We start from the raw sequence: 23,339 nt of genomic DNA, 5'->3' as shown, positions 1-23,339 counted from the left end.
CACAGGTCTGAAATCACCGATTCGAATGGAGGGAAGTCATGGGGGCCGAGCGAGTATCGATCACGGAGGAAGCCGCTGCGCTTCTGCGCAGCTTGCGCCAAGAGCACGGTAAGCCGCTGATGTTCCACCAGTCCGGAGGATGCTGCGATGGCTCGGCCCCCATGTGCTACACCCAAGGAACATTCCTGACCGGGTCTGCAGATGTTCTGCTCGGTGAGCTCACCCCGGGCACCCCCGAGCCTGTGCCGGTGTGGATCTCCAGAGCACAGTTCGAGTACTGGTCCCATACGCATATCACCATCGACGTGACGGTAGGACGAGGTGCTGGTTTCAGCATCGAAGGGCCTACCGGACATCGGTTCATCATCCGTTCGCGGCTTTTCACTGACGAGGAGACTCAGTCGCTGGAACCAGTGCGCAGCGGCTGATGGTGTACCCACAACGCTCCGGGGACTGCAGTCATCTTTACCGGGGAACTTTCACCCCGGGCAGCTGCCACATGCCGAACCGGACTCCACCGCTACGCAGCAGGAGGTGGTCATCCTCGACGCGGAATTCCACTGCGCCGTAGAGCTTCTGCACACCGATAGCTGGGTTCAGCGGACTTGAACACACCAGGTCTACCGGCAGGCTTGTGGTCTGCTCTTCCGGTGAGGTGGATGCGAAGACCAGCAAGGACTCCTGCTCGGATTCACGGATAAAGATAATCGTGTCCGCATCGCTGAAAAGCCACCGCATCGCACCGGTAGAGAGTACCGGGTGCCGATGGCGCAGCCCTATGAACTCCCGGTAGAGACGAAGTCGCTCGGCAACCTCTGGCTGGTGGCTCGAGGACCAAGGGATAGGTGTGCGGCTGATCTCGCCGTCTTCGCCGGTGAGTCCGAATTCGTCACCCGCGAAGAGGGTCGGCAGGCCCGGCAGCGAGTGCTGGAGTCCCACTGCCACCGTTACCCGCTCACCGGTGGCGTGGGTGGCGAATCGGGCGGTGTCGTGAGTGTCCAGCGGATGCATATTGCCCAGTCGAATCCGCCAGGGGATCGCTGCGTTGAACCGCTCCACAGCCTCGCGGAAGGAGTGGGCGTTTCCACGGGGAATGCCGCCGAGAGGTTGTCCGAAGAACCATGGCTCGGTTTCCTGACTGCCCTGGGCGGTGGTATAGGACTGACCTGTGGGCTCTGCCAGCCAAGCCCACAGCGGTCGGGTGAAGGAGGGATAGGTCATAGCTCCGTGCCAAGCATCCCCGGTGAGGTCGCTGGCGGCATCATTGGTGGACTCAGCCAAGAGGATGGAGTCCGGATTGACCTCCTCCATGGTGCGACGCAGGATCTGCCTGACGGCGGCGTTGAGGTCTACATCACGAAGGCGACCGGTCATGTTGGCCACATCGATCCGCCAGCCGTCCAGGTTGAACGGCGGCTTCAGCCACTTAGCCACTACTGAATCGGGACCTTCAATGAAAGCCCTGCGCAGCTTCTGCGAGGACCAGTCAAACTTCGGCAAGCTGGCCGTTCCCAGCCAAGTCTCGTAGTCGCCGTCGTCGGTGAAATAGTAGAAGCCGCGCTCATCTGAGTCTGGCTCCGCAAGTGCTCGCTGGAACCACTCATGGCGATCACCGGAATGATTGGTGGTGAGGTCTCCGATCACCTTCATGCCTCGCTGGTGAGCTGCATCGGTCAGCCTGATCAGCGCCTCCTCGCCGCCGAGCAGCGGATCCACCTGTTCAAAGCTCGACGCGTCATAACGGTGATTGGACGCACCCGGGAAGAACGGGGTCAGGTAGAGAATGTTGATACCCAGCTGCTGGAGGTGATCAAGGTGCTCGACGACGCCGTCGAGGTCACCTCCGTAGAACTGACATACCCGGGAGGGCATCACCGGGTTGACCGGATCAGCCCAATCAGCTGGCTCCGCCCAGTCCGGGATCTCCCGTGAGGCGGCACCAGCAGAACGGGCGAATCTGTCCGGAAAGATCTGATACATCACCCCGTCATAAAGCCAGAGCGGCGGTGCCGGATAGGCCAGCAGCGCGAAGTCCTCGGCATCGAGCACTTCGCCGGAGTGAATACCGGACTGATTCAGCCATTCAATAGTTGGGGCCGAACCTCCAAGCGTGTCTTCATCGTGTATCAGCAGCCACCGGTAGCCGTGGCGCAGGTTGGCCACCTTGACCTGCGCCTTCCACCAACGCCAGCCGTTGAGGGTACCTAGGTCGGTGGCAGTATCCCAGTGCGGCTCATGATCGGGATTGGACCTGACCATGACGTTCCGTAACTTCGGGTACTTCTGCGGCACACGTAGGCGCAGGGTAACGGTTTCACCCAGCGTTGGATGCGCAGTGGAGACGTGGAGCGGTGAACCATCGTGATGGGGCAACGGCTGAGGGGTCATTTCACACTTCCTGCCACGAGGCCGGAGACGATATAGCGCTGAAGCAGCAGGAACAGCGCTACCGGAATGATGGCCGCGAGAACAGCACCGGCTGCAAAGACCGACCAGTTCTGCGAGGTTTCCTGGGAGATGAACTGGTAGAGGCCCACCGCAAGAGTCTGTTTCTGCGGGTCACGCAGCAGTACCGAGGCGATGACGAACTCGCTGAGGGTACCCACCAGGGACAGCAGCGCGACCACCGCGAGAATGGGGGAGACCAGTGGCAGGATGATGGTGAAGAAGATGCGGGCGTGGCCGGCGCCGTCGATCCGCGCTGCTTCATCGATGGACTGCGGGACTGTATTGAAGAACCCATACATCAGATAGGTGTTCACACCCAGAGCACCGCCCAGGTAGACCATGACCAGCCCTGCCTGGCTGTTGAGGCCGATGGCTGGGAAGATCTCGCCGATACCGAGCATCAGCAGGAAGATCGCGACCATCGCCAGCAGCTGGGGAAACATCTGCACCAGCACCAGAGTGATCAGTCCGACGCGGCGTCCGGTGAAACGCATCCGGGAGAAGGCGTAAGCCGCCAGCGCTCCCAGCAGCACAGATCCGGCTGAGGCGCTGAGGCCGATGACCAGGGTATTAAGAAACCAGGCGGCATAGGGCTGCTGCGGTCGGTTGAACAAGTCGATGTAGCTGTCCAGGCTCACCGTCGTGAAGAGTCTGTTCGCGGTGATGAGCGTACCGGCTGGGTTCAGCGACGCTGAGAGCACGTAGATCAGCGGGAACACGGAGAACAGCACCACGGCCGCCCCGACAACATGCCTCCATCCGGTTTCCCGGAACCAGCGGCGGAATGGACGCCGATGATGGGTGAGCGTCTCTGCCATATCAGTTCAGCTCCTCAAGGGCCTTGGTCTTGCGGAACGCCATTACCGAGATAGTTCCCACAATGATGAAGATCAGAATGGAGAATGCGCTGGCGAGGCCGTAGTCCGCCCGCGCACCGACGAAAGCGACCTTGTAGACCATCGAGATCAGGATGTCGGTGGACCCCACATTGACACCTGCGCTGACGTCGCGCGGACCGCCGCCGGTGAGCATGTAGATCAGGTTGAAGTTGTTGAAGTTGAAGGCGAAGGAGGAGATCAGCAGCGGAGCGATAGCTGTCAGCAGCAGAGGAAGTTTGATCATCCGGAAGGCCTGGAACGGCTTGGCGCCGTCCATCTGGGCCGCCTCGGTGAGTTCATCGGGGATCGATTGCAGGGCACCGGTGCAGACCAAGAACATATACGGGAAGCCCAACCAGAGATTCACTATCAGAATGCTGAGTTTGGCAAGCCACGGATCGGTCAACCAGGGAATTGCTGCTCCGCCGAAAAGGACGTTATTGATGAATCCGAACTCCTGGTTCATCATGCCCGCCCATACCAGGGCAGAAAGAAACCCCGGGAAGGCGTAGGGGAGGATCATCACCAGCCGGTAATACTTACGGGACACCATTTTTCGGTCATTGAAGACGATCGCCAGAAACAGACCCAGGATGAAAGTCGTCGCTACGGACAGCAGAGCGAAGGCGAAGGTCCAGAGCGTGACGTAGATGAGCGGTCCACGGATGGAGTCTTCTGTCACGGCGCGCAGGAAGTTGTCGAAGCCTACGTTGACCCTCCACCCCGGCATTAGCTTCTCGCCGTCGTCTGCAATGAAAGCGCCTTCTCCGGTATCTCGGTACACGGTACCGGTCTCGGAGTTGGTGAGCGTATCGGCGTTCTCGTCATACACGTAGCGGGAGGTATAGAGGTAGGCGCGCTGGCCATCCTGGGTGCGGAGGTAGCCGGCGTTGAGGTCCTCCTCCAGCGGTACGGCCAAGTTGGTGATCTCCTGCTGGCGGTTCAGCAGGTCAGCGAAGCTGAGGACGTGATGTCCTTCAATCGCGGTGATAGTGCCATTGTCGACGACGGCCCCCTCCGCCGGTTCCAGGGGCTGTTCTTCAGCACCGATGAGAACCTCACCGTTGTCATTGATGATGGCGAAGTAGATCTCGCCGTCGTAATCGGTCACTGCCAAGGGATAGGTGGGGGAGTCAGGTACCCGGTCCTGTGTCTGCAGCATAATTGCCTGGACCGCATGATCCTTAGTGCTGTTATGACCGGTTCCGTAGTTGGTGAAGGCCACATATCCGGAGTAGAGAACGACAAAGATCTGGAAGATCAGCAGAAACACCAGACCTGGTGCCAGATACTTCGCAGGAAGCGCTCCACGCTGCAGATATATCCAGGTCAGCGCTGCAGCGCCGACCACCACCAGGGACCCGATGAGCCAGCGATCATTGATGAACAGCACCAGGGCGGCATAGACCGCTGTAGCGCACAGGATGCTCAGCACGATGATCTTCAAGAGCATCAGCTTCCAGCCTGTGGTGCCGTCGACAATGCGGTCGGCCTGGCGTCGTCGTCGGTCTTTCCGGCTTGCTGTCGGCGGACGGGGGCCCGAGGTGGTGGTCGGTTCAGTCATGGCTTAGTCGAGCGCTCCTGCAATGTCCTCTGCCATGCGGTCCCAGAGTTCAACCGGATCGCCTTCACCGTTGATGATGGCAGTCTGGGTTGCTCCCCAGGAATCCCACACGGCTCCCATTTCCGGAATGGAAGGCATCGGCACGGCATCTGCGCCTACGGCACCGAAGCCGGCAACGATTTCATCCTCAGCCAGGGCTGCGTCGAAGGACTCGGTCAAGGCAGGTGCGCGACCACCCACCTCATAGAGTGCGGTCTGCACGTCAGGGGAACCGATGTAGTTGATCAGGAAATTCGTCGCCGCCACCACGTTCTGGCTCTGGGCGGAGAGGAAGAAGCCCTGGACTCCGGCGAAGGGCTGTGCCGGGTTGTCCCCGGGGGCCGGGATGGGATCAACAGCAACGTCGATGCCGCTCTCCTGGGCGGCTGGAACGTTCCAGGGACCGGTCAGGTAGAACGGTGTGTCACCGGAGTTGAAGTTCTCCCGTGCCAGGTCGCCGTCGATATTAGTGTTCAGCACGCCAGCTTCACCCTGCTCGGCCAACCACTGGGCGAACTCCTGGCCGCCTTCATTCCCGATCTGCAGGTCCTCGGGGTTGTAGGAGGCGTCCTCATTGGTGCCAAAGACTGGTGCTCCGAAGGACATCTGGAAGGGGTACAGGTGGTACGGGTCTGCGGCCTGGGGATCAAGGCCTACCAGAAAGGGGTATGTGGCGTCGGAGGCTTCTCCCATCTCGATCATTTCATCGAAAGTCTCAGGGGCCTCAGGTGCTAGTTCGGTATTGCGCAGCAGAGCAATGTTCTCGATCGAGTAGGGCACACCGTAGGTCTGACCGTCATAGGACCAGGCGTCCACAGCGACCTGCTCAAAGTCATCGGCAGTATCTCCGAGTTCTACGGGCGCGACCACACCGTTGGTCACCAAGACGCCCAGCCAGTCATGGGCACCGACTGCGATGTCCGGCCCCTCACCGGTGGGGACCTGAGAAACGAACTGGTCGCGGATCTCGCCGAAATCCTGCTGGACCAGATTGACTGCGATCCCGGTATCGGCCTCAAAGTCCTCCGCAGCATCTGCAAGAACATCGGCGCGGTCGGCGTCTACCCAAACTGTCAGTTCGCCAGCGGCTTCCGGGGCCGCGCTGGAGGATTCACCGTTCTGCTCCGGGGCGGGGGATCCGCTGGGTTCTGCACCGCCGGAGCCGCCACAGGCGGTCAGGGCGAAAGCGCCAGCGCCGAGCAGGGCACCCAGGCGGATAGGTGCTGAGAATGTAGCCCTCATGATGTGCCTCTCTTCATTGAGTCGGAAGGTGCGCAGTCGTGCCAGCTGACTGCAAGCGCTTTCAGTATGGACGCAGAATGTGACGTACGCAACTCTCGTTATGCCGAGGGGCTATGTGGTCTCCTGCTGCACTGAAACCGCAGGCGTCTCACGCCGTCGGAAGTGCGCTGGTCAGTGGAAGCGCTTGCAGCTACAGTGGTGGCATGACGCTCGAACATGATGTGGATCACGCAACGCCCGCTGCAGCCGGTCATGAGTGGTGGCGTAGTGCCGTCATCTATCAGATCTATCCGCGCTCCTTCGCAGACTCCAACGGTGACGGCATTGGGGACCTGCCCGGCATCACCTCCCGGCTGGACTCACTGGCTGAACTGGGCATCGATGCCATGTGGCTGAGCCCCTTTATGACCTCCCCGCAGAAGGATGCTGGCTATGACGTGGCGGACTACTGCGATGTAGACCCGCTCTTTGGGACTCTGGAGGACTTCGACGACATGCTGCGAGCCGCCCACGAGCGCGGCATCCGTGTCATCGTGGACCTCGTCCCCAACCATTCCTCCGACCAGCACCTTTGGTTCCAGCAGGCGCTGGCCTCAGCACCGGGCAGCCGCGAGCGTGCCCGCTACATCTTCCGTGACGGCCGGGGCGAGAACGGCGAGCTGCCTCCGAATAACTGGCAGTCCATCTTCGGGGGCCCCGCCTGGACTCGTGTCACCGACCCCGATGGCGTTCCCGGCCAGTGGTACCTCCACCTCTTTGATTCCAGCCAGCCCGACTTCGACTGGGATAACGAGGAGGTCAAAGAAGAGTTCCGCCGGATCCTGCGCTTCTGGCTGGACCGCGGCGTGGACGGTTTCCGCGTTGATGTCGCCCATGGCCTGGTCAAGGATTCGCAGCTGCCGGACTATACGCCGTCACCTGAGGCGGCATCCATGGGCGGGGAGGAGACTCCGGCTCCCTACTTCGAGCAGGCCGGTGTCCATGAGATCTACCGGGATTGGCATCGCATTCTGAGTGAATACGACGGCGACCGGGCGCTGTGCGGGGAGGCATGGGTCTCCTCAGTGGAGAAGATGGCTCTGTGGGTGCGCCCAGACGAGATGCACCAGACCTTCAATTTTGACTACCTCATGGCCTCCTGGGATGAGGCCGAACTGCGAGACATTATTGACCGGTCCCTGGCCGCTTTCAGCGGCGTGGGCGCGCCCAGCACCTGGGTACTTTCCAATCACGACGTCGTACGCCACGCCACCCGGCTTTCACTGACCGGCGAGAATCCCCAGGGTACAGGCATCGGCCCAGACTTCCCGGGGATTCCGCAGTATGAGGACGGGGTGCGCCGGGCCCGGGCTGCCACCACCTTGATGCTGGCTCTGCCCGGTTCGTCCTACCTCTACCAGGGTGAGGAGCTCGGGCTCGATGAGGTCCATGATCTGCCGGGGGAGGCGCGTCAGGATCCCACCTGGTTCCGCACGCAGGGGGAACGCTACGGACGTGACGGCTGCCGGGTGCCGCTGCCCTGGGAAGATTCCGCGCCAGCGTTTGGCTTTAGCCACACCGGCGAGTCCTGGCTTCCGCAGCCAAAGCGCTGGGCGCCTCTAGCCCGATCAGTCCAGGCTCAGCAGCCAGCGTCCACACTGAACCTCTACCGCCGGCTCCTGCAGTTGCGCCGCGAGGCCGATCTGGGCAGCGGCACGCTTGAATGGGCGCCGGAGTTCGGCAGCGGTGTTCTGGCGTTTAGGAACTCGGGTGTGCTGGTGGTGGCAAATATCAGCGGTGCAGACGTCACTCTTCCTGACGGGCACGAGGTCCTAGCCACCAGTACGCCGATTGAAAATCGAACCGTGCCCCGCGACGTCACAGTATGGTTGAAAGAGATAACTCATCAGTGACAGACGAGCGGAGGAGCGGCGCCCAGTGGTCAGCCTCGACGAAGTCGCCCGAACAGCCGGTGTGTCCTCCGCCACGGCCTCTCGGGCACTAAGTGGTCGAGGCCAGGTCTCAGCTGTAGCCCGAGAGAAGGTTCTGGCTGCTGCCGAGCAGCTGGGCTACGTCGTCTCCTCCGCCGCATCCAGTCTTGCTTCCGGTCGCAGCCGCAGTATCGGGGTGATTACCCCCGATCTGCACCGGTGGTTCTTCAATACGGTGCTGACTGGCATCTCCGACACGCTGACCCGCTCCGGCTATGACCTTACGCTGTACAACGTGACGGCGGACCCCCAGTTGCGCCGCGAGATCTTCCGGGCATTCCTGCGGCGACGTCGGGTTGACGGGGTCATTGTGATCGCCCTGGAACTCGACGATTGGGAGGCCGAGCAGCTGGCGCAGCTTGATCTGCCCGTGATCATTATCGGCGGGTCCCAGCGCGGCATTCCCGGAATGGCCATCGATGACCGTGCGGTCACCCGGTTAGCTGCTGAACACCTCTTGCAGTTGGGACACCGGCGGCTGGGGTACATCGGCGGCGACCAGGCCTTTGATGTCGATTTTCACGTTCCCACGCGCCGTCGCGAAGGGTTCAACCAAGCGTTAGAGGCCTGGGATGCGGACCCGGATGCGGCACTGGTGCGGGCGGCAGACTTCACCATCGAAGGCGGATACGAGGCCGCCAAGCAGCTGCTGGGCACTCCCGGGCACAGTCTGACCGGTATAGTCGCGGCTTCGGATGAGATGGCCATCGGCGCCATCCTGGCAGCCCGGGACCTGGGACTGGGAGTTCCGCAGCAGCTATCTGTGGTGGGCGTGGACGGCCACGAACTCGGAGCTTTATTCACGCTGACCACAGTGGATCAGAAGCCAGCCGATCAGGGCCGACGCGCAGCAGAACGTATTCTGCGTCAGGTTGATGGCGAACATGACGGCCAGCCCACCCTGCCTTATGAGCTGGTAGTCCGCGGCAGCAGCGCAGCACCGTTGATTGGCGGCTAGGCCGAGGTGCCTGCCAAGGCTGTCCCTGGTGCCTACGCCATCAGCCTTAGATCACGCCTTGGGCGATCATGGCATCGGCCACCTGGGTGAAGCCTGCGATATTAGCCCCCGAGACGTAGTCTCCGGGCACCCCGTACTCTTCTGCGGTCTCAGCACAGCGCGTATGGATGTTCTCCATAATCTCTGCCAGGCGCTGCTCGGTGTATTCGAAGCTCCATGAGTCCCGCGTGGCGTTCTGCTGCATCTCCAATGCTGAGGTGGCTACACCGCCGGCGTTGGCTGCTTTGCCGGGGCCGAAGAGAACGCCGGCATCGCGCAGGGCACGGATGGCCTCAGGCGTGGTCGGCATATTTGCACCTTCAGCTACGGCCTGTACTCCCGCGGCGATGAGCAGTGCGGCGTCGTGCTCATCAAGTTCATTCTGAGTGGCGCAGGGCAAAGCCACATCCACCGGCGTCTTCTCGGCCACCGCCCAGACCGGGGCACCGCCGATGTACTCTGCCCGGTCGCGTTCCTGTGCGTACTCGCTGATACGGCCACGTCGGACCTCCTTGATCTCGCGCAGCAGCTGAAGGTCGATTCCTTCTGGATCGTAGATGCTGCCGGAGGAGTCTGATGCGCCCACTACGGTGCCGCCGAGTTCGGCGACCTTCTCGATGGCGTAGATGGCGACATTGCCTGAGCCTGAGACCAGCACCTTGGCGCCGTCGAATGAGCGTCCGCGCGTGGCCAGCATGTGCTGGGTGAAGAAGACCGTGCCGTAGCCGGTGGCTTCCGTGCGTACCAGAGAGCCGCCCCAACTGATCCCCTTACCGGTCAGGACACCGGATTCATACCGGTTGGTGATGCGTTTGTACTGGCCAAAGAGGTAACCGATCTCGCGTCCGCCCACGCCGATGTCTCCGGCTGGAACATCGACGCGGTCGCCGAGGTGACGATAAGCCTCAGTCATGAAGGACTGGCAGAATCGCATGATCTCGGCGTCGCTGCGGCCTTTGGGATCGAAATCACTGCCGCCCTTTCCTCCGCCGATGGGGAGTCCGGTGAGGGCGTTCTTGAAGATCTGCTCGAAGCCCAAGAACTTCACTGTCCCCAGCAGCACGCTGGGATGGAAACGCAGACCGCCCTTATACGGACCCAGTGCAGAGTTGTACTGAACTCGAAAGCCGCGGTTGATATGCACATTGCCCTCATCATCAGTCCAAGGGACTCGGAAGATGATCTGCCGTTCGGGCTCGCAGATGCGCTCCAGAATGGACGCTTCCACATACTGAGGGTGCCGGGAGAGGACCCGAGGAAGGGAGTCGAAAACTTCCCGAACCGCCTGGTGAAACTCAAACTCGCCGGGATTTCGGCTGATGACCTGTTCGTAGACCTTCTCGATCCGCTGACTGCTAGGGCTCACACAATTCCTCTCAAAGGCATTTCCGCATTGCGGAACATGCTATCCGGCGGCTGCCCTTGGTCGGCGCCGCGTGTCACATGCTGAGACTCGGCCCGGCGGAAACCATCCCCTAGCGCATGATGCCGGCTCGACGCCGCGTGGACCGGTTGGCGTGATCTGAATACCGCGGCAGCCAGCGCTGCATAATTGCCGCGCCCACCGGACCATAGCTGGCAGCTATCAGCACACCGATGGCAAGTGAGCCCAGAGCCGCGCCGGCTGCCAGGGTCAGCGGTCCCAGGCCTATGCCGATATCGGTCAGTACCCGCCAGGCGCCTAAGAACTGGGGCCGGGCCTCAGCCGGGGCGATATCAGAGGAGATGGTCATCATAATGCCGGATCCCATGCCATTGGCGAAGCCCATGAAGATGCCTACTACTCCCAGTTGCACCGCTGTACCGCTGAGCGGGACCATAGCCATCGCGGCCCCCAGTGCGAGCATGGCCGGAACTCCTACCCAGAGTCTGCCGAAGCTGTCCATGACTTTTCCGGCCGGATAGAACAGCAGCATATCGATGCCGCTGGAGATGCCATAGATCAGCGAAATCGTGGTCGGATCCAGTCCGATGTACTCGCCCCAGAGGGGCAGAACCTGCTGCTTCGCGCCGCGGATGGCACCCACAAACATTCCGCACATGCCCAGTGTCAGCAAGAGATGCCGGTAGTCGCGCAGCACCTGTTTCAGCCGCACTGGGGGAGTGCCAGCACTGCGCGTCCGCTGGTCCGGATCATCCTCACCTTTCGCAGGCCGCGCTGTGAACACCGTAGCGACGGCGGCCAGGGAGGTGACTGCCGCCAGGGCGAAGACCCAGCGCAGATCGCCACCAAGGGTCAGGGCTGCACCGAGAAAGGGGCCGGCGAACTGACCGATCCGGTGCACTCCGCCGAGTGTAGAGAGAACCCGCGCGCGCTGCAGGGGACTGGTGACTTCTGTGAGGTAGGAGTGCCGGGCGAGATGGAAAACTGCGTTGGCCGCTCCCACCAAGAAGATCGCCGCACCGAGAGTCAACAGCGACGGCGCAAAACCGGCGGCCAGAAACCCCGCGGCCGCGCAGGCTCCCGCGATCAACATGGCCCGCCGGTCCCCGATTCTCGAAGCTAGCGCCCCCGCAGGTAGGTCAGCGACGATCTGCCCGATGGGAAGCATCGCCGCGATCACACCCGCTAGAGCAATAGTTGCTCCGCGTTCTACGGAAAATGAGGCCAGCACCGGGATCATGGCACCGATGCCGGTGCTGAAGATGAAAGCCGGTATCAGCGCGCCAAGCACCACGGTGCGGAAGGGGAACATCGGTTCGCGGGAGGCCGGGGTGCTCACAGAGCCCAAGCCTACTCTTGTTGTTGCAGCGGGCAACTAGTCCCGCGCTCATAGATGCTCGGCACTGCTGCGTTGTTGCGGCTGCTGATTACCTCGATGCAGGATGCGAGGTGAACAGACTCTGTGCAGTACGGACCGATAGGGTGGAGGCTATGAGTTCACCGGCTGATCGATCCTCTGATGAGCGCCTATCACCGGCACAGCGTTATGCCCAGTCACGCCGGCGGGCCGCAGAAGCCAAGACCGAACTGGCGGCGTTTCGTGCCGAGCAGGCTTTTGACCTCGATGACTTCCAGCTGGAGGCCTGTCGGCACCTGGAAGCTGGCCGTGCTGTCCTGGTAGCTGCTCCTACCGGTGCCGGTAAGACGATCGTCGGTGAGTTCGCCGTCCATCTCGCTCTCGCCCAGGGCAAGAAGGCCTTCTACACGACGCCCATTAAGGCCCTTTCGAATCAGAAGTACCAGGAACTGGTGGCCGATTACGGTGCTGACCGGGTGGGGCTGCTCACCGGTGATACCTCAATCAACTCCGAGGCCCAGGTTGTGGTCATGACCACCGAGGTGCTGCGCAATATGCTGTATCAGTCCTCCTCAACCTTGGACGACCTGAAGTTCGTGGTCATGGACGAGGTCCACTATCTGGCCGACCGCTTCCGCGGGGCAGTGTGGGAGGAAGTCATCATCCACTTGCCCGAGAGCGTTCAGGTGGCGGCGCTTTCGGCAACAGTGTCCAACGCAGAAGAGTTCGGCGCTTGGCTGGACACAGTACGTGGCGAGACGGCCGTGGTGGTCTCAGAGCACCGTCCAGTGCCGCTCTGGCAGCACATGCTGGTGGATCACCAGATCTATGACCTCTTCGTCATCACCGAGGAGAACGACGACGCATCCGGTGGCCAATTGGTGAATCCGGAGCTGCAGCGTGCCGTGGCGTTTTCACAATCCCCGCCTTCGCGGCGAAGTGGGGGTCATCGCGGTAGAGGCCGGGGCCGCCACGGCTATGGCCGCCCCGGCGGACCTAGACGTGAGCTCAGCACCAGCGGCAAGGATGTCTCCAAGATTTCTGGTTCTCCTGCTGGCGGACCCCGACTGCATCGGCCACGCATGATCAGAGCTCTTGATCGTCAGGGTCTCTTGCCCTGCATCAGCTTCATCTTCTCCCGCGCCGGCTGCGAGGCAGCGGTGGAGCAGTGTCTGCATGCCGGAATCCAGCTGACCTCTAAAGAAGAGGCCGCGGAAATCGCGTCTCGGGTTGAGGAAATGGGCTGGGAGCTGCCAGCTGAAGACCTTTCTGTACTCGGCTTCGACAGTTTCCGGGAAGCTCTGATCAACGGCGTTGCCGCCCACCACGCCGGAATGCTCCCGCCTTTCAAGGAACTGGTAGAGAACCTCTATGCAGAGGGCCTGCTGAAGGTGGTATTCGCCACTGAGACCCTGGCCCTCGGCATCAACATGCCTGCGCGCACAGTAGTGCTGGAGAAACTCGATAAGTTCAACGGCGAAACCCATGAGGACATCACCCCGGGCGAGTACACCCAGCTCACCGGGCGGGCGGGGCGACGAGGTATCGATGTGGAAGGTCACGCCGTCGTGGTCTGGCAGCCCGGTATGGATCCACGACAGGTGGCGGGTCTGGCGTCCAAGCGCACCTATCCGCTGAATTCCAGCTTCAGCCCCAGCTACAACATGGCAGTCAACCTGACCGCGCAGTTCGGACGGCGCAGGGCCCGCACCATCCTGGAGTCCTCCTTCGCGCAGTTCCAGGCCGACCGAGCCGTAGTTGGACTTGCCCGCGACGTCGCCAAGCGTGAATCCTCCTTGGCCGGCTATGAGAAGGCTATGCAGTGTCACCTGGGAGACTTCCGGGAGTATGCAGGACTGCGCCGAGAGCTGACCGAGCAGCAGAAGGATCAGGCCAAGGCGCGCAACCGACAGCGCCGCCGCGAGATCGTCAGGGTGCTCAGTTCGCTGGAGCCTGGAGATGTCATTGAGGTAGGTGGCAAACGCCGATTAGGGGAGTGCCTGGTCGTTCATTCGGCACCCGAACATGATCCGCGGCCCGGGGTCATCACAGCTGACGGCAAGCTGCGCAATCTCACCGTGGAGGACTTCTCTCAGCCTCCGGAGGTGATCTCCGCTGTCCGGTTGCCACGCAAACCTCAGGTCAAGGTCCCTAAGATTCGTCGAGACCTCGCCTCGGCTATGAGAGCCGCGCTCCACGACCGGGTGCCCCCGCGCAAGAACGCGCCGCAGCCAGGCTTCGGCTTTGCTGAAGCCGAGGATGAAGGCCAGCAGGTTGATGAGCTGCAAGCCGCACTGCGTCGCCATCCCTGCCATTCCTGCAGCGACCGGGAAGAACACGCTCGCTGGGCCGAACGCTGGTGGAAACTGCGCCGCGAGACTGACCAGCTCAAGGGCAAGATCGACCGGCGTACCGGATCCATTGCCAAGACCTTCGATCGAGTCTGCGGAGTCCTCTACGACCTGGGGCACCTGCAGCCTGCCGAGGAGGAACGGCTGCCAACCGCTGCACCCATCGCTGAAGAGTTCGGCGCCGAAGAGTTCATTGTGACCGAGCGCGGCCAGCGATTGCGGCGAATCTACGGCGAACGTGATCTCTTCACCGAGATGCTCATAGATCGCGGGGTGCTTGCTGGGCTCTCTGCTGAGGAGTTGGCAGCCTTCTCCACGCTTTTGGTCTATCAGGCCAAGCGAGAGGATGAAGGCGCGATGCCGCTGATGCCGACCAAGCGCCTCAGCAACGCGGTGCGTTCAGCACTTGAAGTTCATGCTGAGCTTGAAACCCTGGAGAAGCGTCACCACTTGGAACCCACCGACGGCCCAGAGATGGGCCTGAGCCTGCCGATGTACCACTGGGCCTCGGGCTCGAGCCTGCGGCAGTCGTTGGAAGATTCCCCGCTGGCCGCAGGTGACTTCGTCCGTTGGGCCAAGCAGTGCATCGATGTCTTGGACCAGCTCTCCAAGGCTCCCACTACGGGCGGAAAATTCGCCTCTCGCTGCCAAGAGGCTGTGGATCTCATCGCCAGAGGAGTGGTGGCTTACTCCTCGGTGGCTTATCAATCAGTGGAGGAAGACTTTGACAGTGACGCCTGAGGCCGAAGCAGAAGCACCGGTACTGCTTTTTAACGGCACCATCCATTCGACTGCAGAACCGTATGCAGAGGCGATGATCGTAGAAGATGGGCAGGTCGCCTGGCTGGGCTCTGACGAAACTGCTGAGCGCATGGCGGGGGACCGGCTTATCCGGCAGGATCTTGACCGCGCTCTTGTGGCACCAGCCTTTGTGGGACGGGTAGGACTTGAGCTGAGCGAAGCGTCGGCTGTCACAACGGCTGAAGTCCTTGATGTTGCCGCCCAGAAGCTGGGCTATTGCGCGCTGCGATTGGTCGTCACGGTCTCGGCGGATGACCTGGCTGACGCTACCGCAGTGCAGGCTGCGCTGGCTGAGACTTTCACAGCGGCGGCGGGGCATCCGGTGGAGGTATACCCGGTGCTGCGGCTGACAGGTGTCCACGCCGATGGGGGAGCCCCTTCAATTGCGCCGCTGAACGCCCTGTTGGATCTGCTTCCCGCTGTCGAGGAGGCTGCCGGGCGTCCCGCGGGAGCGGCTGTACTGCTGCGGGAGGTGCTGCCGAATCTCCTGGGCGTGCGCTCCTGGGCGGCCGAGGCAGGTCACCAGCTGTTGATCGAAACTGACGGTATCGACGCCGCGGAGGCAGTTGACGCCGTCGTCACCACCACCAAGCACCTGCGTGAGCTCAGGCAGACTCCGACTGCTTCGATGCCGACTCTGCTTGTCGGCTTTGACTCAGCTGAGCGTGATCACTGGGAGGCCCTGCTGAACACCGGCGTACACGTTGTGCTCACCGGTCCCGGACACCTGGGCACGGCGTTGAGTGTGGGCGTGCCGACGTCAGCTGTCCCCGGGGAGGGGGAGAATCCCTGGCAATTGGTCTCCGATCATGTGCACTCCGTCACAGAGGCAGTCTCAGCCCGAGCTGGATTTAACGCATTGACCCGCGGTGCATACCGCTCTTTGGGCGGCGCCTCCGAGACTGCCGGACAACTCAACCCCGGTACGGTCGCGACCTACGCGATCTGGGAGGTGGAGTCCCTCGCGGTACAGACGCCACACTCCACTGTGGCTGCCTGGAGCACCGACACGCGCGCCCGCACACCCCTCCTTCCGTACCTGGATGGAGAGACTCTGCCGCGCCTTGTCAGCACGGTGATTGCCGGACGCGGCGTGTAACGTGGTGAATATGAAGATCCTGACCATCATCCCCACCTACAACGAGATCGACGCGCTGCCGACCACTATTGATCGGCTTCGTGCAGCTGTGCCCCATTCTGATGTGCTCATCGTTGATGACAACAGTCCTGATGGCACTGGCGAGCTCGCTGAGGAGATGAGCGCTGCTGACTCGGCCATCCATGTGCTGCACCGCACCCAGAAGAATGGTCTCGGCGGCGCGTATATTGCTGGATTCGGCTGGGGGCTGGAGCGGGATTACGACGCCTTCGTTGAGCTGGATGCCGATGGTTCACATCAGCCTGAGCAGCTCCCGGACCTGCTCGCAAAGATCGACGAGGCAGATCTGGTGATCGGTTCGCGCTGGGTCTCTGGGGGATCGGTGGTGAACTGGCCGCTGCACCGCGAGGTGATCTCCCGGGCGGGCAGCTTCTACTCACGGACCATGCTGGGACTGAAAGTGCGCGATATCACCGCCGGATTCCGAGTATTCCGACGCTCCACGCTCGAGGACATCGATCTGAACTCGATCGAATCAGTGGGCTATGGATTCCAGGTGGATATGACGTTCCGCGTGGCTCGGCAGGGCAAGACCATCGCAGAGGTTCCCATCACCTTCGTGGAGCGCACCCTAGGTGAGTCCAAGATGAGCGGCGGTATTGTGCTCGAGGCTATGACTAATGTCACCAAGTGGGGGCTGGCAGCACGCGCGGAGACCCTGCGCAAACGCTTCAGCGGATAACCAGATATCAGCTGCAACAGATATGACTATGGCCCGGGGGAGTCCCCGGGCCATAGCCATATATAGCGCTTGACCCAAAGCTAGTGGGCCGAACCCTGATCCTTGGCGATCAGACCTTCTCGCCGCGACGTTCGCGCAGGATCTTCATACGGTCCTGAAGGATGTCCTCCAGCTCGTCCATCGAGCGGCGCTCCAGCAGCATGTCCCAGTGGGTTCGCGCAGGCTTCTCGGGCTCCTCGTCAGGAGTATCACCTTCAGCCAGCACGCCTACCTTGCCGGAGGGAGCGGTCCAGGTCGGCGGAATCTCAGCGTCGGCGGCGAAGATCACACTGATCTTCTCACCGTCCTCGCAGACGTATTCAACGGTCTGGCGAGGTGCCGGTTCCACACCCTGCTCGGTCTCCATGGACTGTGCGCCCAGGCGCATTCCGCGCAGACTGCGATCACTCATCGGGTTTCCTCCCACATCATCAGGACAGACTCTTCACTCACTACAGAAGTCTCTTCGGCACTACAACAGGGCAGCGGCTGTAGATTATTCCACAGCCGCTGCCCTTGGCGTTGAATAGGATCGCCGCTCAGCGGCTTTCGGAGCCCTGCTGGTCCGGACCATCCTGCGGATGGGGAGGGTTATTGCCGGTTTCAGACTTCAGCGCGGTGTCTGCCTCCGGGGGAGCTGTCTGTGCTACCCGGCGCAGCGCCTCGGCGCTGTCCTCTTCCAGACCGGGAACCTTCCGGGAAGCCGCGGAGGCATTGCCTGGCTCGGCCTTGCGCGCCTCTTCCTCCAGGTCCTTGGAGGAGACGTAGTGGGAGTGCTCATCGGTCACCGAGGTGGACCGTGCTGATTCAGCCAGATCCGCAATGGCGTCGGAGATGCCCGGCTTGGATTCCTTGCGCCGTTCAGCATGGCGCTGGGCGCGCTCGGCACGGATCTTCTCCTGAGTCTCGACTGCATCAGCTGGTCCTGCCGAGCTGCTGCCGCCGAATGCTCCGGAGAGGGACTTCAGGGCATCACCGAATTCACCGGGGATGAAGAACATCGTATTGGTTTCAGACTTGGCCATCTCCGGCAGCGTCTGCAGGTACTGGTAGGAGAGCAGCTCGGGGGAGGGCTCAGCAGCATGGACGGCGTTGAAGACCGTCTCAATGGCCTGCGCCTCTGCATTGGCGGCAAGAATGCGGGACTGAGCTTCACCCTCAGCCTTGAGGATCGCGGCCTGCCGGTCACCTTCAGCGTTGAGGATTGCGGACTGCTTATTGCCTTCCGCGGTCAGGATGGCAGCGCGGCGGTTACGCTCGGCGCGCATCTGCTGCTCCATGGAGTCCTGGATGCTGTGCGGCGGGTCGATGGCCTTCAGCTCCACACGTGCCACACGAATACCCCAGCGGCCGGTGACTTTGTCCAGCTCACCACGCAGCATCGAGTTGATCTGATCTCGTGAGGTCAGCGCTTCTTCCAGGTTCATACCACCCACCACGTTTCGCAGCGTGGTGGTGGTCAGCTGCTCGACAGCGACGATGTAGTTCTGGATCTCGTAAGTCGCGGCCTTCGGATCAGTGATCTGGAAATAGACCACAGTATCAATGGAGACCACCAGGTTGTCTTCGGTGATCACCGGCTGCGGGGGAAAGCTCACCACCTGTTCGCGCATATCCAGCATCGGCAGCAGGCGGTCGATAAAGGGCACCAGGATAGTCAGTCCCGGTCCCTGGGTGCGCTGGTATTTGCCCAGCCGTTCAATAATGCCAGCACGGGCCTGCGGGATGATTCTCACGCTTTGGGCGAGGATCACCACCACAAAGGCCACGAGGGCCAGCAGTACGACGATGGTCACGATTTCTGGCATGGTGTCCGTTCCTAGTCCTACGACGGGTTATCTGGGCTGAGGTGGAATAAGCACTTAGGCTTCCTGGCCTTGCGGGTCGTTCCACTGAATGCTGGGGGCCGGGCGGAGGTAGACGGTGGCGCCGTCTACGGAGTCAACGACGGCGGTCATGCCCGGTTCGATTCGGTACTCGCCAGCTGAGCGGGCGGTCCAGGTGTCGCCGTCGACCTCGGCCAGTCCGGACTGCGCTGTGACTGTTTCGATGGTCTGGGCTTCCATCCCGGTCATCCGATCGACATTGGTCAGCTGGTCGTGGGGACTCTTCTTCAGATGCTTCAGGGCGATGGGGCGAACAGCACCGAGCATGAGCAGAGCGGTCACGGAACCTACTACCACCTGCAGCCACCCGGGGCCTCCGGCCAGGGACACAGTCATGGCCGAGAGCGCTCCGGCGGCGAGCATGAGGAAAAGCAGATCCAGCATGAACACTTCTAGCACGAGCAGCACGAACGTCAGTGAGAGCCATGCGGCCCAGAGATTCTCGCCGAACCACTCGATCATGCAGGTACGCCTCCTTGTAGCCTTATGCGGTCACATCTGGCCTGTGATCTCCACCCTATCCGCGCCCGGGGGAGAACGGAATAAGATGACAGCATCAATCCGCTGGTCAGGGCTGGTTCTGCCAGGTCAGAAGTTCGACGTCAACGCTAATAGTGGACACTGGATGCTGCTGAACGAGGCGGAGAAGCTCTGCCGAGTCCCTATGGTGGCCTGCTGGCCCCATGAAGATCAGATCAGCGGCCAGCTCCGGGCTGACCTGAGGGCTTGATGCCGCGATGTGAATAGTGATCGGTTCGCCAAAATGCGGTGCCATCTGCGCTATCAGCTGCTCACGTTTATCCGCCTGCTGTCCAAGTAAGCCTGAGCCACGGAGTTCGTGGAGGTGTCCTGGGCGCGGGATCACGACGACGGCGCGGCCCTTCGGCGTCAGCACACGGCGGTATTCGGCCGGATTGCGCGGGGCGAAGACGTTGATGAGCAGATCTGTGCTGGAATCCGCCAGCGGCAGGGGTTGCCAGAGGTCCCACGCCAGTGCGAGGCTTCGGGGGTGCTTCGCAGCTCGTTTCAGCCCCGCGGGGGAGAGGTCTACGGCAATTCCTCTGCTGGTGGGATGAGCGTCCAGCAGCTGGTGCAAGTAATGTCCGGTGCCGGCCCCGCAGTCCACGATGAGTGTCGGGTCAGCTGAGGCCGCGGAATCGCTCAGCGCCGCGGTCACCGTTGAGAAGATCCCGGAGTCCTGGACGCGTTCGCGTGCCATGATCATCTGTGCTGAGTCCGGGGTGAACTTCACGGCCTTTCCGGCCAGCAAGTTGACATAACCTTGTCGTGCTGCGTCGAAGCTGTGCCCAGTGGGGCAGTGCAAGCCGCGAAGTCGGGAGTCCTGGTAATCCACAACCAGCTGTTCTGCGCAGTGCGGGCATCTCACCGGCCACTGTTGTAACGGCCCCTGGTCAGTCATGTCTCATACAGTATCGGTCGAAGTCTGCCGGTGTTCATGCGGCCTACAGTGTGATGGAACGGCGCGACCCAGACTGTGGTGCTGCCAGTTCGGCGCGCATCCGCAACTAACGGTCGTATTGGTCCCAACGCTGTTCCTGTCGATGGGTCCTGGCCCTGCGCAGTTCGAGCCACGGTATTCTGCGCCTTCTCCGCAGCACTGTCACCCCGGTGTAATGCACCGATAATCTACATTATGTCAAGCAACAGATCTGAAGGTGGAGCAGCGGACCAGCCGGACTGGCGTCCTGCGGCACACTGACAACGTGGGCCACCACCCCGCCGTCCCCTTCCTCGTGGTGCAGCTATAGGCTTAAGTGACATGAGCACAACAGAGAGATCTCGGGGTCCAGTACGGCATTCAGCGATCATCACCTTGGTTCTGTTGCTGCTGGATGCGGCCCTGGTGGTGCTGTTTGCCGTCGCTGGTAACCGCTCGCACAGCACGGGACTGAGCGTCTCCGATGTCGCAGGTACCGCTTGGCCGTTCCTTATAGGGCTCCTCCTCGGGTGGGCGCTCACCAGGAGTTGGCACCAACCTTCGCGGCTGTGGCCCGAGGGCGTCGTCGTCGTACTCGTCACTGTGGCACTAGGAATGACGCTGCGCGTGCTGCTGACCGACGGCGGCTCTCCCCTGTCCTTTGTAGCAGTCGCCACAGGTTCCCTGGCACTGCTGCTGCTGGGCCGACGATTGGTGAGCAGTCAGATGCTTCGCCGACGTTGAGTCGACAGGCTCTCAGGCCCGTAGGTGACGGGCGGTTATGACTGACGGATGCTTTGACCTCTCTCTCGGCTGATGTCCAGCAGCTCCTAAGGTGCGGCGGCCTACGGTGGGACACGTCCAGCTCATCCGACCCGATCCGGGTCGAGTCGCCGACCGTAGGAGGAAGCTGACGTGAAAGCTGTCACCTGGCAGGGCACCCGCAAGGTATCTGTGGAGAACGTTCCGGATCCCACGCTGCAGCAGCCCAATGACGCGATTATTGAGGTGACGTCAACGGCCCTCTGCGGTTCGGACCTCCACCTCTATGAAGTGTTGGGGCCGTTTATGACCCCGGGCGATATTGTCGGCCATGAACCGATGGGCCGTGTTGTCGAGGCAGGTGCGGAGTCAAACCTCAACGTCGGAGACCGCGTGGTGATCCCTTTCCAGATTGCTTGCGGTAAGTGCTACTACTGCCGCAAGGGTTTGCAGACTCAGTGCGAAACGACCCAAGTGACTGAGCAGGGCATGGGAGCCAAGCTCTTCGGCTACTCGCAGCTTTACGGCGCAGTGCCCGGCGGACAGGCACAATTTCTTCGTGTGCCCCATGCTGACTACGGACCGATCAAAGTCGGCGACGAATTGCCTGACCACCGGTACCTATTCCTCTCTGACGTGCTTCCCACCGCTTGGCAGGCGGTGGCCTATGCGCAGGTCGAACCCGGGGATTCCGTTGCGGTGATGGGGCTGGGCCCGATCGGTCAGTTCGCAGCGCGTATTGCCAAGCATCTGGGAATGACCGTCTTCGCCATCGAGCCCGAGGCAGACCGCCGGGCGATGGCTGCCCGCCACGGCATCATCGTGCACGAACCCGGCGAGGAGTCCCTGACGGCCATTCGCGAGGCCACAGACGGCCGTGGCCCCGACGCGGTCATTGATGCCGTGGGCATGGAAGCTCATGGGGACGCGCAGTCAGCTCTCGGAAAATTTGCTCAGCTGACCGCGCAGTTCCTGCCGGAGAAGATCAGCCAGCCAATGATGGAGAATCTCTCCATGGACCGCTTGGCCGCTTTGTACGCCGCCATCGAGTTGGTCCGTCGTGGTGGGACCGTGTCGCTCAGCGGAGTGTACGGCGGCCAGGCCTCTCCCCTGCCGATGCTGACCCTCTTCGATAAGCAGATCAACGTCACGATGGGTCAGGCCAACGTCAAGCGCTGGGTGGATGACATCTTGCCGCTTGTGGAAGATGCCGCAGACCCACTGGGCATTGACGATTTTGTCACTCACCATCTGCCACTGAGTCAGGCTCCTGAGGCCTACGAGATGTTCCAGAAGAAACAGGACGGCTGCATCAAGGTGGTCTTTGATCCGCAGCTGGCCTGAGGTATACCCACTCGTCGACGCAACTCATCCCTGAGGAAGAAGGAGAACACGATGACGACCGAAACCACCCAGGATCCCCGCGACAAGTACAAGAACGACGACTACCCTGCCCATGAGGATCTGGGGCAGCCCGGCCTCACCGACGAGACAAGCCCCTCCCCCGATCACGGCGAGGAATCCTATGTGGGCCATGGCCGGCTTGAGGGCAAGAAGACTCTCATCACCGGTGGTGACTCCGGTATCGGGCGCGCAGTGGCGATTGCCTTTGCCCGCGAAGGTTCCGATCTCGCCATTGTGTATCTGCCTGAGGAGGAAGAGGATGCCCAGGCCACAGCGGAGCTAGTCCGCGAGGCCGGCCGCAAGGTGGCCATCTACCCTCAGGACCTGCGCGAGGCTGGTGCGGCAGAGCGCATCGTGAGCAGCACACTCGAGGATCTCGGCGGACTGGATGTAGTGATCCTCAACGCCGCCTACCAGAAGGCCCGTGAAGGCATCGCCGAGGTGGACATCGATGAGGTGAAGAAAGTCTTCGATACCAACTTGGTGTCCCATATCGCTATAGCCCGCGAGGCCGTGCCGCACCTGCAACCCGGGTCCTCCATCATCACCACCAGCTCGGTCCAGGCTGAAAATCCCTCAGCTGCCCTGTTTGACTATGCCATGACCAAGGCTGCGCAGAAGGCATTCACCGAGGCTCTGGCCCAGGAACTGGGACCGAAGGGAATCCGCGTCAATGCGGTGGCGCCCGGTCCCATCTGGACTCCGCTGATTCCGGCCACTGGGTTCCCGGAGGACAAAGTCAAGGAGTTTGGCACCGACACTCCCCTGGAACGTCCGGGCCAGCCCGCCGAGCTTGCCGGAGCCTACGTGTACCTGGCCAGTGAGGAAGCTTCCTACACCTCTGGCGCGGTCATTCCCGTGACCGGCGGTAAGCCCTTCTGAGTGAGTCCCGACGGCGCGCCCAGGCGGGCGAGCCCGGCGGCACGATCTGGCACACA

The 23,339-nt window shown here is 61.8% G+C and carries 19 protein-coding genes; 9 read left to right on the top strand and 10 right to left on the bottom strand.

The annotated features are described in order from the left end of the window. Positions 1–38: 38 nt before the first annotated feature. Positions 39–428, top strand: coding sequence for a DUF779 domain-containing protein (locus tag ABEA23_RS12935; RefSeq protein ID WP_260073280.1), 390 nt, complete (start codon positions 39–41; stop codon positions 426–428). Between the two features lie 37 nt (positions 429–465). Here the strand turns inward: ABEA23_RS12935 and ABEA23_RS12930 are convergent, their stop codons facing one another. From ABEA23_RS12930 to ABEA23_RS12915, 4 genes are read right to left on the bottom strand one after another with little or no spacing between them, the layout of a single operon-like run. After that, positions 466–2,388, bottom strand: a complete 1,923-nt coding sequence (locus ABEA23_RS12930; protein WP_345478418.1) for a glycoside hydrolase family 13 protein — start codon at positions 2,386–2,388, stop codon at positions 466–468. After that, positions 2,385–3,266 carry a sugar ABC transporter permease gene (locus tag ABEA23_RS12925; RefSeq protein ID WP_345478417.1) on the bottom strand — a complete coding sequence of 294 codons (882 nt, stop codon included), beginning with the start codon at positions 3,264–3,266 and terminating at the stop codon, positions 2,385–2,387. The genes ABEA23_RS12930 and ABEA23_RS12925 overlap by 4 nt, the downstream gene beginning before the upstream one ends. A gap of 1 nt (position 3,267) precedes the next feature. Further along, the gene (locus ABEA23_RS12920; protein ID WP_345478416.1) at positions 3,268–4,890 is read right to left on the bottom strand and encodes an ABC transporter permease subunit; all 1,623 of its coding nucleotides are present in this window, start codon (positions 4,888–4,890) and stop codon (positions 3,268–3,270) included. A gap of 3 nt (positions 4,891–4,893) precedes the next feature. Beyond that, the gene (locus ABEA23_RS12915; protein ID WP_345478415.1) at positions 4,894–6,171 is read right to left on the bottom strand and encodes a sugar ABC transporter substrate-binding protein; all 1,278 of its coding nucleotides are present in this window, start codon (positions 6,169–6,171) and stop codon (positions 4,894–4,896) included. A 203-nt stretch (positions 6,172–6,374) separates the two neighbouring features. On the opposite strand from ABEA23_RS12915, the gene ABEA23_RS12910 reads away from it, so the two are divergent. Then, the gene (locus tag ABEA23_RS12910; protein WP_345478414.1) at positions 6,375–8,063 is read left to right on the top strand and encodes a glycoside hydrolase family 13 protein; all 1,689 of its coding nucleotides are present in this window, start codon (positions 6,375–6,377) and stop codon (positions 8,061–8,063) included. Positions 8,064–8,088: 25 nt separating this feature from the next. After that, the gene (locus ABEA23_RS12905; RefSeq protein WP_345478413.1) at positions 8,089–9,099 is read left to right on the top strand and encodes a LacI family DNA-binding transcriptional regulator; all 1,011 of its coding nucleotides are present in this window, start codon (positions 8,089–8,091) and stop codon (positions 9,097–9,099) included. 46 nt (positions 9,100–9,145) lie between these two features. Here the strand turns inward: ABEA23_RS12905 and gdhA are convergent, their stop codons facing one another. Then, complete coding sequence (gdhA, locus tag ABEA23_RS12900) at positions 9,146–10,504, bottom strand: NADP-specific glutamate dehydrogenase (RefSeq protein ID WP_345478412.1); 1,359 nt, start codon at positions 10,502–10,504, stop codon at positions 9,146–9,148. 109 nt (positions 10,505–10,613) lie between these two features. Next, positions 10,614–11,861: an MFS transporter gene (locus ABEA23_RS12895; protein WP_345478411.1), complete on the bottom strand. Its 1,248-nt coding sequence runs from the start codon at positions 11,859–11,861 to the stop codon at positions 10,614–10,616. Positions 11,862–12,013: 152 nt separating this feature from the next. Here ABEA23_RS12895 and ABEA23_RS12890 point away from each other — a divergent pair, with 152 nt between their 5' ends. From ABEA23_RS12890 to ABEA23_RS12880, 3 genes are read left to right on the top strand one after another with little or no spacing between them, the layout of a single operon-like run. Continuing rightward, positions 12,014–14,971, top strand: coding sequence for a DEAD/DEAH box helicase (locus tag ABEA23_RS12890; RefSeq protein WP_345478410.1), 2,958 nt, complete (start codon positions 12,014–12,016; stop codon positions 14,969–14,971). Further along, positions 14,961–16,130 carry a hypothetical protein gene (locus ABEA23_RS12885; protein ID WP_345478409.1) on the top strand — a complete coding sequence of 390 codons (1,170 nt, stop codon included), beginning with the start codon at positions 14,961–14,963 and terminating at the stop codon, positions 16,128–16,130. Before ABEA23_RS12890 ends, ABEA23_RS12885 begins: the two co-directional genes overlap by 11 nt. A gap of 10 nt (positions 16,131–16,140) precedes the next feature. Beyond that, positions 16,141–16,872 carry a polyprenol monophosphomannose synthase gene (locus tag ABEA23_RS12880; RefSeq protein WP_044494995.1) on the top strand — a complete coding sequence of 244 codons (732 nt, stop codon included), beginning with the start codon at positions 16,141–16,143 and terminating at the stop codon, positions 16,870–16,872. Positions 16,873–16,981: 109 nt separating this feature from the next. On the opposite strand, the gene ABEA23_RS12875 is transcribed toward ABEA23_RS12880, so the two are convergent. The 4 genes from ABEA23_RS12875 to ABEA23_RS12860 form a co-directional block, all read right to left on the bottom strand. Further along, the gene (locus ABEA23_RS12875) at positions 16,982–17,323 is read right to left on the bottom strand and encodes an RNA polymerase-binding protein RbpA (RefSeq protein ID WP_345478408.1); all 342 of its coding nucleotides are present in this window, start codon (positions 17,321–17,323) and stop codon (positions 16,982–16,984) included. Positions 17,324–17,450: 127 nt separating this feature from the next. Next, positions 17,451–18,719, bottom strand: a complete 1,269-nt coding sequence (locus ABEA23_RS12870) for an SPFH domain-containing protein (protein WP_345478407.1) — start codon at positions 18,717–18,719, stop codon at positions 17,451–17,453. 54 nt (positions 18,720–18,773) lie between these two features. Then, positions 18,774–19,259 carry an NfeD family protein gene (locus ABEA23_RS12865; RefSeq protein ID WP_345478406.1) on the bottom strand — a complete coding sequence of 162 codons (486 nt, stop codon included), beginning with the start codon at positions 19,257–19,259 and terminating at the stop codon, positions 18,774–18,776. Positions 19,260–19,365: 106 nt separating this feature from the next. Continuing rightward, positions 19,366–20,217: a putative RNA methyltransferase gene (locus ABEA23_RS12860; protein ID WP_345478405.1), complete on the bottom strand. Its 852-nt coding sequence runs from the start codon at positions 20,215–20,217 to the stop codon at positions 19,366–19,368. 360 nt (positions 20,218–20,577) lie between these two features. On the opposite strand from ABEA23_RS12860, the gene ABEA23_RS12855 reads away from it, so the two are divergent. From ABEA23_RS12855 to ABEA23_RS12845, 3 genes are all read left to right on the top strand, one after another. Further along, positions 20,578–20,979: a DUF3054 domain-containing protein gene (locus tag ABEA23_RS12855; protein ID WP_345478404.1), complete on the top strand. Its 402-nt coding sequence runs from the start codon at positions 20,578–20,580 to the stop codon at positions 20,977–20,979. A gap of 171 nt (positions 20,980–21,150) precedes the next feature. Then, a complete protein-coding gene (locus ABEA23_RS12850; protein WP_345478403.1) occupies positions 21,151–22,341 on the top strand; it encodes an alcohol dehydrogenase catalytic domain-containing protein in 1,191 nt (396 codons plus the stop codon). Positions 22,342–22,392: 51 nt separating this feature from the next. Continuing rightward, positions 22,393–23,283: an SDR family oxidoreductase gene (locus ABEA23_RS12845; protein WP_345478402.1), complete on the top strand. Its 891-nt coding sequence runs from the start codon at positions 22,393–22,395 to the stop codon at positions 23,281–23,283. Positions 23,284–23,339: the final 56 nt, after the last annotated feature.

The organism is Nesterenkonia rhizosphaerae, from assembly GCF_039544555.1.
Lineage (GTDB): Bacteria > Actinomycetota > Actinomycetes > Actinomycetales > Micrococcaceae > Nesterenkonia > Nesterenkonia rhizosphaerae.
This window is presented reverse-complemented; position numbering and strand designations above follow the sequence as displayed.

Coding starts and splice junctions, on each gene's coding strand:
- ABEA23_RS12915 (WP_345478415.1), bottom strand. CDS start 6,171: ATGAGGGCTACATTCTCAGCACCTATCCGCCTGGGTGCCCTGCTCGGC.
- ABEA23_RS12860 (WP_345478405.1), bottom strand. CDS start 20,217: ATGACTGACCAGGGGCCGTTACAACAGTGGCCGGTGAGATGCCCGCAC.
- ABEA23_RS12910 (WP_345478414.1), top strand. CDS start 6,375: ATGACGCTCGAACATGATGTGGATCACGCAACGCCCGCTGCAGCCGGT.
- ABEA23_RS12870 (WP_345478407.1), bottom strand. CDS start 18,719: ATGCCAGAAATCGTGACCATCGTCGTACTGCTGGCCCTCGTGGCCTTT.
- ABEA23_RS12865 (WP_345478406.1), bottom strand. CDS start 19,259: ATGATCGAGTGGTTCGGCGAGAATCTCTGGGCCGCATGGCTCTCACTG.
- ABEA23_RS12875 (WP_345478408.1), bottom strand. CDS start 17,323: ATGAGTGATCGCAGTCTGCGCGGAATGCGCCTGGGCGCACAGTCCATG.
- ABEA23_RS12855 (WP_345478404.1), top strand. CDS start 20,578: ATGAGCACAACAGAGAGATCTCGGGGTCCAGTACGGCATTCAGCGATC.
- ABEA23_RS12930 (WP_345478418.1), bottom strand. CDS start 2,388: ATGACCCCTCAGCCGTTGCCCCATCACGATGGTTCACCGCTCCACGTC.
- ABEA23_RS12920 (WP_345478416.1), bottom strand. CDS start 4,890: ATGACTGAACCGACCACCACCTCGGGCCCCCGTCCGCCGACAGCAAGC.
- ABEA23_RS12935 (WP_260073280.1), top strand. CDS start 39: ATGGGGGCCGAGCGAGTATCGATCACGGAGGAAGCCGCTGCGCTTCTG.
- ABEA23_RS12880 (WP_044494995.1), top strand. CDS start 16,141: ATGAAGATCCTGACCATCATCCCCACCTACAACGAGATCGACGCGCTG.
- ABEA23_RS12925 (WP_345478417.1), bottom strand. CDS start 3,266: ATGGCAGAGACGCTCACCCATCATCGGCGTCCATTCCGCCGCTGGTTC.
- ABEA23_RS12890 (WP_345478410.1), top strand. CDS start 12,014: ATGAGTTCACCGGCTGATCGATCCTCTGATGAGCGCCTATCACCGGCA.
- ABEA23_RS12845 (WP_345478402.1), top strand. CDS start 22,393: ATGACGACCGAAACCACCCAGGATCCCCGCGACAAGTACAAGAACGAC.